This window comes from Lyngbya sp. PCC 8106, from assembly GCF_000169095.1.
GTDB lineage: Bacteria > Cyanobacteriota > Cyanobacteriia > Cyanobacteriales > Microcoleaceae > Capilliphycus.
The window spans coordinates 48,256-57,933 of the sequence record NZ_AAVU01000045.1; the positions used below are offsets into that span (position 1 = coordinate 48,256).

9 protein-coding genes are annotated in these 9,678 nt (G+C 42.7%); 4 read left to right on the top strand and 5 right to left on the bottom strand.

The genetic code is table 11. The annotated features are described in order from the left end of the window. Positions 1–198: 198 nt before the first annotated feature. Positions 199–924, bottom strand: a complete 726-nt coding sequence (locus tag L8106_RS23780; protein WP_009787042.1) for a hypothetical protein — start codon at positions 922–924, stop codon at positions 199–201. A gap of 420 nt (positions 925–1,344) precedes the next feature. Continuing rightward, positions 1,345–2,028 carry a lecithin retinol acyltransferase family protein gene (locus tag L8106_RS23785; RefSeq protein WP_009787043.1) on the bottom strand — a complete coding sequence of 228 codons (684 nt, stop codon included), beginning with the start codon at positions 2,026–2,028 and terminating at the stop codon, positions 1,345–1,347. 171 nt (positions 2,029–2,199) lie between these two features. Between L8106_RS23785 and L8106_RS23790 the strand changes: the two genes are divergently transcribed. Beyond that, positions 2,200–2,814, top strand: a complete 615-nt coding sequence (locus L8106_RS23790; RefSeq protein WP_009787044.1) for a hypothetical protein — start codon at positions 2,200–2,202, stop codon at positions 2,812–2,814. A 127-nt stretch (positions 2,815–2,941) separates the two neighbouring features. Here the strand turns inward: L8106_RS23790 and L8106_RS23795 are convergent, their stop codons facing one another. Together L8106_RS23795 and L8106_RS23800 are read right to left on the bottom strand one after the other, a co-directional pair. After that, complete coding sequence (locus tag L8106_RS23795) at positions 2,942–3,139, bottom strand: Hsp20/alpha crystallin family protein (RefSeq protein ID WP_156803807.1); 198 nt, start codon at positions 3,137–3,139, stop codon at positions 2,942–2,944. Positions 3,140–3,301: 162 nt separating this feature from the next. Continuing rightward, positions 3,302–3,880 carry a phytochelatin synthase family protein gene (locus L8106_RS23800; protein WP_009787046.1) on the bottom strand — a complete coding sequence of 193 codons (579 nt, stop codon included), beginning with the start codon at positions 3,878–3,880 and terminating at the stop codon, positions 3,302–3,304. 83 nt (positions 3,881–3,963) lie between these two features. Between L8106_RS23800 and thiL the strand changes: the two genes are divergently transcribed. Further along, the gene (gene thiL, locus L8106_RS23805) at positions 3,964–4,953 is read left to right on the top strand and encodes a thiamine-phosphate kinase (RefSeq protein WP_009787047.1); all 990 of its coding nucleotides are present in this window, start codon (positions 3,964–3,966) and stop codon (positions 4,951–4,953) included. Between the two features lie 156 nt (positions 4,954–5,109). Here the strand turns inward: thiL and L8106_RS23810 are convergent, their stop codons facing one another. Continuing rightward, the gene (locus L8106_RS23810) at positions 5,110–6,132 is read right to left on the bottom strand and encodes a type I glyceraldehyde-3-phosphate dehydrogenase (protein ID WP_009787048.1); all 1,023 of its coding nucleotides are present in this window, start codon (positions 6,130–6,132) and stop codon (positions 5,110–5,112) included. Positions 6,133–6,600: 468 nt separating this feature from the next. Here L8106_RS23810 and murC point away from each other — a divergent pair, with 468 nt between their 5' ends. Both murC and murB read left to right on the top strand, forming a co-directional pair. Next, entirely contained in the window at positions 6,601–8,178 is a 1,578-nt protein-coding gene (murC, locus tag L8106_RS23815) for a UDP-N-acetylmuramate--L-alanine ligase (RefSeq protein ID WP_009787049.1), read from the top strand. Positions 8,179–8,235: 57 nt separating this feature from the next. Further along, complete coding sequence (murB, locus tag L8106_RS23820) at positions 8,236–9,225, top strand: UDP-N-acetylmuramate dehydrogenase (protein WP_039897084.1); 990 nt, start codon at positions 8,236–8,238, stop codon at positions 9,223–9,225. Positions 9,226–9,678 lie beyond the last annotated feature (453 nt).

Here is a 9,678-nt window from a genome sequence, read left to right on the forward strand (position 1 = left end):
ATAATCTTTTCAAACGAGACACTTACAAAACTGGGGAAAATTCTCCTTCTAACCTTCCGTGACTGAGAAAGTTAAACCTTTTAAGCTTTATCAACTTAACTTTCTAAGTTTGTTCTTCACGAATGGTTGGAGGAAAATTTACACTATCCAATATACAGCATTAAGTCGGAGGTTGTCAAGATCTATCTTTGGATGTACTCAAGACTCAAGTTTTTCTAAAGCTGCAACTAGAATCTCTGCTATATTCTCTGTCAATGCCTCTAAACTCGGTTTTAGCTTCCAATCTTTAACTTTGCTAGGAACTAAAAATCCATGAGTTGTAGTATTTCTAAAAGCTCTAGCGAGAAGAAGCGCATCTTTCCAGGTATTAATCGGACAAGACTCAACTATCCAATCTTCGATCACCTCTATATCCTTGTGTTTCAAGTTTAGAAATTCTGCGATTGATTTTTCTTCTTTATTTAACCACTTTTCTAAATTTTTACTATTCTCAGGTTGAGGGGGTTTTAACGGTAAGTAGTTGGGAAGATTACACTTATCAAGCATTAATTCAAAGTCAGATAAATTCGGTTTTTTTTCCAAAATATTGCTCAATGCTTTAGTTGTAATCTCAAATCCACTATACGCGATAACTAACTGCCATTGAATTCCCCTCCATTTACCTGTATCATTACGACGACCAATGCTAGGTTTTTCCCATTCTATAGCAGCTTGAGTAATATTTATACCTCGAACTAGACCTTTGTAGACTCGATCAATATGTTCAGGATTGTCTTCATGTTCTGGATTAAAGTAAGATAATTTTTTCTGAATTTTTGTACATTTATCAGGGTCGTCAAACCAAGAATCGTTTGGTAGAAAAATATTATTTACATTTTTCCAAGCATTTCTCAGCTTTTCCTGAATTGATCGAGTTTCTTGCATAAGTGTTGTTGAGTAATATTGTCCAAAATCCTTTTCAAAAAAACAATTTAATTTGATGAGTATTCCCTTTTTTATTCGTCGTTACTATTATCAATTATCCCAATCTAATATAGCAATCCTAAATGATTTGTGAAAAGTTGCCATACATGAAAATTTTCGGAACAGTTCACGCGGGTTAGGATTACTCCGGATAAACTCATCTAGTTCTTCCATCCTTAGATTGATACACTTAAGTTGAGCCATTTAATTAGAGTATACCATCTCGGGCTTTTCACGAATGAGATAGGATTACTATATTAGGGATTGAAACTTCAAATTGCGGCAAACGACAATGGCAAACAGTGCTGGAGACAGTTACAATTACCAATAATCCCTATTAGGGATTGAAACGATAATTTTAGGGTCAAGAGAAAATCCCTTCTAGAGAATTTGTAGATTTTTCTGATTACTGATTAAAGTTTGAGTCATTGCTGCTAAATTCTCTAAATTTTCTTCGAGTTCTTGAGCGCGTTTTTCAGAAATAATCTTTCGTTGTAACGCTTCGCGAGCTAAATCTTCTCGATTTCGTTGTAACGCTTCCTTCGCTACATTTTGCCAAGCATTCATATCCTCAAGGGCTTGTTTGTATTGGGGATGAACATCATTCCAAGCAGTACGAATATCAGCTAAAGCTTTATCTAATAACAACGGTGCGTTATCTTTTTTAATCCCCGTTAAAGCTTCCTGAATTGGTCGATATAATTGATCAACATCAATTTGATTGAGAAGCGGTACAAAATTTCTAATCTGGCGACTATCATTCACCCCTGTTACGCACCATGTCGCAAAGTGTTCACAGTTGTTGAATAATAAATTATATTTACACTCTCCCAAACGATTTTCTGCTCGCTGAATCACAGTATCAGGAATATAACGCACAGGATAAGGTCTAATATAAACCTTTCCTCCCCGTGCAAAAGTTTCCATTGAAGTCCGTTCAACGATTTCGCTAGGTTTGCGGTAGTGAATGACGCTACCATCTCCACAGTCTATTCCATGATGCTCATAAACGCCATCTAGATTCAAAAATTCTCGATAAGCATAAACTTGATCGCCTCTGGCCATATTTCCCCTGCTGTTTAACTCTATTTTTTCAGTATAAAGTGTTGGAGTTGTCCACTGAGAATAGTTTGTCTTCAGAAGTGTTGTTTGTTTTGAAAGTTGATTAACCTTTCCGGAAGTCTCCTAGCATCTGCTGCATTTGTCTTATTAATGGGATTGAAAAGGATAAGTAACATGAGTATTAATTCAGTTAATTGGCAACTGATTGGTCATGCTAATAATGTGGTTGCAATGACTGCGTTGAATGGAACTCTTTATGCTGCAACATCTGACAATAAACTCTGGGTACGAGTCGCTATTCCGGGTGATATCAACTGGCAACTGATTGGTCATGCGAATAATGTAGTTGCAATGGCGGCAATGAATGAACAACTCTATGCAGCTACTTCAGAAGATCAACTCTGGATACGAGCTATTGTAACAGAAGATCGGGGTTGGCAAGCAATTGCTGTAGCGAATAATGTGGTCACGATGACTGCAATGGATGGTAAACTATATGCAGTGAGTTCTGATGATAAATTTTGGGTACGAGATGGTCGAGTTGATCTCAATTGGAAGCAGATTGGTCGAGGAATTTCTGTGATGTCATTAGCTGCTACAAATAATCAACTTTATGCAGTGACTTTTGACCATAAACTTTGGCAGGTTGATCTCACTCCTGATGGGATCAAATGGCAAGAAATTGGTCATGCTAATAATGTGGTTGCAATGGCGGGAATGGATGGAAAATTGTATGCAGCCACTTCTGATCATCAACTTTGGTGTCGGACTGTAGATTCTGAAATTTAATGAAAATCCCGGTTTATGAGGAGATATTAAGAGTTGAAATCGCTTAATAAACCGGGTTGATCTATCTGTTTTTAACCTCGATTAAAACGGGGTTTGGAGTGACTAGACTTCAGCCATTTCTAACTGTTCAGGTTGATGGGTTTCCATTAAATTTACCTTGACGATCCGATTGACTCCTTCCGGTGCTTTGGGTAAAGATTAGAGTTAAAATTTCGTTGGTATAATCGGCTTTAACTTCAGTATTGATAATGGCTTTAGGTAAAGCAATAACCCGACGAAATTCATCAACTGGAAACTCAACTGTACAGATATTTTTCGGCTTCATTGAGTTAGGGAAATGTTGTTTTTCCTGAGAATACAATCCCTTGATTTTTGGTTTAAACATCCAGTTTATCTATCTCTAAATTAGGAATAATTACTCGTAGAATAATTAACCATTTTTAGAAGTTAGCCCTGCTGAACATCTATTCTGTTTTTACATCAATTTTTATTGGTGTGAGTCATCAGCTTTACGAACAACAATCATTCCCCGAGAGCGGGTAGAGGAAGAATCTTTGTCTACACAAGCCTTATACATTCGTTCAGCAGGACATTTCCAAAAGCGAGTATACTTTTTGGGGTTGGTATCTGCAATTGTTAGTTCTTGTGTATTGGGATCATAGTCCGCTAATAATGAAAAATGCCCCCCACCGAGATTAAAATTATCGTGAGCGATACTCACACTAAAGTTTAAGATGTGGATGTCTTTATCGTCAGAAACAGCCCGTTCGATTTCTTGAACAAAAGTATCAAAAGTTATCTCTCGTCGGTCGAAATACTCCATCTTGACAGACAAGGGTAATTTGGCATTTTCGACATAGCTGAGGAAGGTATCGTAAGTTTCTGCTAAAGTCATCCCATCATCGAGAACAGAAGCAATAGGTAATCGGGTTACATAAAAAATCTCATCAACAGAGGTGGGATGTCCCAATGCTGTTAAAGCATAAGCGACCGCAGTCACATTACAACAGTTGATCGGTTGTTGGAAGGCTAAGAGGTTGATATTGTCCAGATCTTTAGTGACCATAGGGGTAATCCTAATTTTATCTATTCCTTAAACTTTGAGGAATTCAGCATCTTATAGTATCAGAAAAGATTAGTTTTTTTACAATGAATATTCAGGACATTGGTGAGCAAGGTCTACTCGCAATTGTAAAGCGTTTTTGTCCCCAAGAAGTGGTCGGGGATGATGGGGCGATTCTTACCCCAAAACCAGATCAATCTTTGGTTATTACTACAGATATGTTAGTTGATGAGGTGCATTTTAGCGATCGCACCACGACCGCTAGTGACGTGGGTTGGCGGGCGACAGCAGCGAATTTATCGGATATTGCGGCGATGGGGGCGTTTCCGGTGGGAATTACGGTGGCTTTGGGGTTGACTCCTGAGACTTCTGTAGAATGGGTTGAGGAATTTTATCAGGGAATTTCTCAATGTTTAGAACCCTTTAATACCCCGATAGTTGGAGGAGATATCTGTCAGTCGCGGGTGCGTTGCGTTTCCATTACCGCTTTTGGACAAGTTAATCCTCAGTTTGCCATTCGTCGAAATACAGCCCTAGCGGGAAATGCGATTGTTGTGACTGGGGTGCATGGAGATTCGCGGGCGGGGTTAGAAGTGTTGCTGAAGCCAGAGTGTGGACAATCTTTAAGCCAGATGCAACGTTCATCCCTGATTCAAGCCCATCAACGACCCTTACCCAGACTCGATGCGATCGCTATTTTACAAGAAATTCTCCCGGATGAAGTCAGAGTTGCGGGAATGGATAGTAGTGATGGTTTAGCCGATGCGGTTGTACAAATCTGTCAAGCGAGTCAAGTGGGGGCAAGAATAGAACGCCATCAAATTCCGCTGTCAAAAGCTTTACAACAGCTTGTTTCTCCCTCAGAGGCTATCAACTGGGCGCTGTATGGGGGCGAAGATTTTCAGTTGGTGTTGTGTCTTCCTTTATCCTGGGCTGAACAGTTCGTGGAGAAATTGGGAACGGGGGCAGCAGTTGTCGGAATAACAACCACTAACCCCCAAATTCTTTTAGTTGATCAGACGCAACCTCAGACGGAAACCCCCCTTGTTCTTAACAAAGGATTTAAACATTTTTGAATGTTCTATGGGTTGAGAACATTAATTTTCAATTAAAAAACTCAATCGTCTAGTAAAGAACCGGGAAAATGGAATAGGAACAAGTAAAATCGATCCTTGATCACTCGATTTGAGTCTTCAAGTTCCTAATCCCTAATTCCTAATCCCTTGTTCTTTCTAGGCTGCTGGCCAATGTTTTGCAACTAACTCAGCCAGGTCTACAACCCGTTGGCTATAGCCCCACTCGTTGTCATACCAAGCGATGACCTTCACCATGTCACCACCCATAACCATCGTCAAACTAGCATCGACGATAGAGGAAGCATCTCGTCCGCGATAATCACTGGAAACCAGAGGGAGATCGCTATATTCGAGAATACCTTTCATAGGGCCTTCGGCAGCTTCTTGTAAAACTCGATTGACTTCTTCAGTAAATGTATTCTTCTCGACTTGAACCACCAAGTCTACAACAGAAACATTTGGAGTCGGTACACGCATGGCAATACCGTTGAGTTTATCCTTCATTTCAGGAATAACCAACGCCACCGCTTTAGCAGCACCTGTCGAAGTCGGTACGATGTTAATCGCAGCAGCCCGCGCCCGACGTAAATCCCGGTGACTCGCATCTAAAATGCGTTGATCTCCAGTGTAGCTGTGGGTCGTTGTCATCGTCCCTTTAATAATGCCAAAGTGTTCGTGTAGCACCTTGGTAAAAGGAGCGAGACAGTTCGTGGTACAACTGGCGTTACTGACGATATTGTAGTCTTCGTGCTTGTAGGTATTGTCGTTAACCCCCATCACGAAAGTACCAATCTTTCCGCCTTTACCTGGGGCTGTAATCAACACCTTCTTGGCACCCGCTTCTAAGTGCTTAGAAGCACCCTCTTCGGTGACAAACACACCCGTCGATTCGATAATCAAATCAACACCCCAATCAGCCCAGGGTAGATTGAGAGGATTACGATCAGAGACACACTTAATTGTTTTACCGTTGACAGTCAGCGAGTTTTCATCCGCTTGAATATCAACATCTTTCAGGGTCCCCAACATCGAATCATACTTCAGCAAGTGAGCATTTGTCTTCGGGTCTGAGGTATCATTGATGGCGACCAGATCCAGATTGCTATTCTCGCGAGTCAATAAGCAACGTACAAAGTTGCGTCCGATCCGTCCAAAACCATTGATTGCGACTTTAATCACCTTGTTCCTCCTAACAATGGCATTGCCCAACTCAGGCACGAGCCTTTTATGATTTAGGTTTCTAATGACCCCAATCATACCGTAAAGGCTGATCCATTCTTACGTTTAGCTTTCCAAACTTCTGATTTTAATCGGATCACCAGAAACAGATAGAACACTCTAACCCCCTAGAGGAGAGAGTTTGACCGAACAAAACCCCTGTCAGTTCAATGCTTCAGACCCCTGAAACAGATACTTCACCGAATTGTCCCATTCCCATCCCCTCTAAATTTGATCGAGAGGAATCCGGTATTTGCTTAGAGACAAGGGATATAGTATACAACTACTACAGCATTTCGCCTCCTATACGTGAAGGATGGCGTAGAATGCTTCTTGAGAAATATTTTCCGAACTCTGTATCGGGAAAAAACAATTCTTGATATGATATCGCCTGTTATTGGCGTGGTGTGGTGTGGTTAAGGAGCTAAAATGCCTAGTTCTGTTGATTTCAGTGGCAGACCCTTTCATTTCATCGGAATTGGTGGAATCGGAATGTCTGCTCTCGCCTATATTCTAGCAAAGCGCAACTTGCCAATTTATGGCTCAGACTTACAAACGACCCATATTACCCGGCGTTTGCAAGCCTTGGGTGTCCATATTTTTTGGAGCCAAGAGGCCAGCAATTTTGAGGCTTTTCAAACTCAAATCGATTCAAACAGCACCCCTAAAAACTTAAACTTGGGGCAGACTAACGGCTCAAAGCCAGCCGTCAAGATTTCGTCTGGAGCAGTTGGGGCCAATGAAACAGCAATGACATCATCAATGCCATTACCCCAAGTCGTCTGTTCAACAGCAATTCATCCCGAAAACCCAGAATACAAAGCGGCTCAAGCTTTAGGCTGTCCGATCTTTCATCGTTCTGACATTCTAGCCGCCCTGATCGGCGAGTATCAAAGTATTGCGGTAGCGGGAACTCACGGGAAAACAACCACCAGTAGCCTAATTGCCTATATGATGCTGGAAGCGGGCCTCGATCCGACAATTTTAGTTGGCGGAGAAGTCAATGCTTGGGAAGGCAATGCCCGTGTCGGCCAGAGTCCCTATCTCGTGGCTGAAGCGGATGAATCTGATGGCTCTTTGGTCAAGTTTTCCCCCGCTATTGGAATTATCACCAACATCGAACTTGATCACCCCGATCATTATCAAACCCTCGATCAAGTCATTTCTACCTTTGAAACCTTTACCGAGCATTGTCAAACCTTAATTGGCTGTATTGACTGTGCCACGGTTCGAGAGCGGATTCAACCTCAAATTAGCTATAGCTTAGACCCTAACTCGGGAGCCGATTACACTGTAGATGCAGTCGAGTATGGTTCCGATGGCTCCCTTGCTCAAGTGTCCGAACGGGGCCAACTGTTGGGTCAGTTACACGTCAAGTTACTGGGTCAACACAACCTCCAAAATACTCTCGCTGCCGTTGCCGTTGGCCGACTTGTCGGATTGGAGTTTTCGGCAATCGCCGAAGCCATCTCTACCTTTGAAGGGGCAAAACGACGCTTTGAACATCGCGGTAGTAGCAACGACATCCTATTTATAGATGACTATGCTCATCATCCCAGTGAGATTCGAGCCACTTTAGGCGCCGCTCGCCTTCGTAAAGGCTCTCACACTGCAACAAACATCCCTGTTCAAAGGGTTGTAGCGATCTTTCAACCTCATCGTTATAGCCGGACTCAAACTTTCTTGTCAGAATTCTCCCAGTGCTTTGCTGACGCTGATCTGGTCGTACTGACGGACATTTACAGTGCGGGTGAAGCGAACACAGGTCAAATCAATGGACAACAATTAGCCGATTCCATTGGAACCTATCACCCTCAAGTTTACTACCGACAATCGTTGGAGTCCGTCAAAACTCTCTTGAGTGAAATTCTCAAACCCGGTGATTTAGCTCTCTTTCTGGGGGCAGGTAACCTCAACAAAATTATCCCAGAGGTCATCGCATTCTATCAAAATCACCCGTTCCCTCAAATAGAGCAGCGACCCCAATCGGCTCGCTCCATTGGGTGAAAAGCTCGTGATGGTGCTGTTGTTTCGATTAAGAATAAGCATTTTGTTGTATTTGTTATGGTTATGACGCTTTCCTACGACTCTCCAGGTCAGCTTAATCAACAGTCGAGTTCCGGAGCAAGTTGCCCAGCAGCTCCTCGCTCCATTTCCTTGCTAGGAAAAGACTGTTTGATTCAATCAAAAGTTTCCTTAGCTTCTCATACGTCCTACCGTGTGGGTGGCCCGGCTGAATGGTATGTCGCCCCCAAAAATCTTGATGAAATGCAGGCGAGTTTAGCATGGGCAGCCGAACAAGGACTTTCAGCGACCTTACTGGGAGGAGGATCAAATCTTTTAATCAGTGATCAGGGTTTATCTGGATTAGTCATCGGTACCCGTGGCTTGCGCCACACCCACTTTGATTTAGCCACTGGACAACTTCATGTCGCGGCGGGAGAATCCTTGCCTCGCTTGGCTTGGAAAGCGGCTCGCTTGGGGTGGCAAGGCTTAGAATGGGCGGTCGGTATTCCCGGCACCGTTGGCGGCGCTGTGGTGATGAATGCGGGCGCTCATGGGAGCAGTACAGCCGAGATTTTGGTTCAAGCTGAAGTGCTTTCTCGCTCTGGACAACTGGAAGTTTTGACTCCTCAAGACTTGGCCTATCGCTATCGGACTTCTAACTTACAAAATAGTGATCGTGTTGTCCTACAAGCAACTTTCGCGTTACAACCTGGAGCAGACCCCGCTCTGGTTTTAGCTGAGACCACGGATCAACTGCGACACCGCCGAAGTTCTCAGCCTTACCATCTGCCTAGTTGTGGCAGTGTCTTTCGTAACCCTGGCCCAAAACCCGCAGGTTGGCTAATTGAACAAGCCGGTTTAAAAGGATACCAAATTGGCGGCGCTCAAGTGGCTGAACGTCATGCAAATTTTATTGTCAATTGTGGCGGCGCAACGGCGACTGAGATTTTCCAACTTATTCGCCATGTCCAAGAACAAGTTGAACAGCGTTGGTCTTACCTACTCGAACCCGAAGTAAGGATTATCGGCGAGTTTCAACACTCTTAAAAGCCAGTTGACGATTCTAGCTTCACTCTATCGACTCGATTACACGCTCAACTGACTTCTTCCCCAGGGAATTCGCCTGTCGTTGCGGGAAAAATACGATAAAATTGACAAGCATTGCAGACAGCCTCTTAAGCTTGATCATAGGGGGTACTCCCCAATTCACTTTTGTAAGACTATAGATCCTCAATCACTAGAATTGACTTGGAAAGTCAACTTGAGAATAGACGAAAAATAGCACTTGCAAACGGAATTTGGGGTTGATAGTGTGCGTGAAAATACAAAAAACTCTGAATCGCTAAGGATGAAACTTGGCTCTATAATGTCATTCGGAGGGGAAAATATCCCTAACCCGATCTAAAGCTAGATCTAGCTCTTACTCTTGCAGTTTTCTTCAGAATTAGAGAAAATGCTAGAGTGCTAGACTCAAGGTTTTCTGAGAACATTTAAGTACAA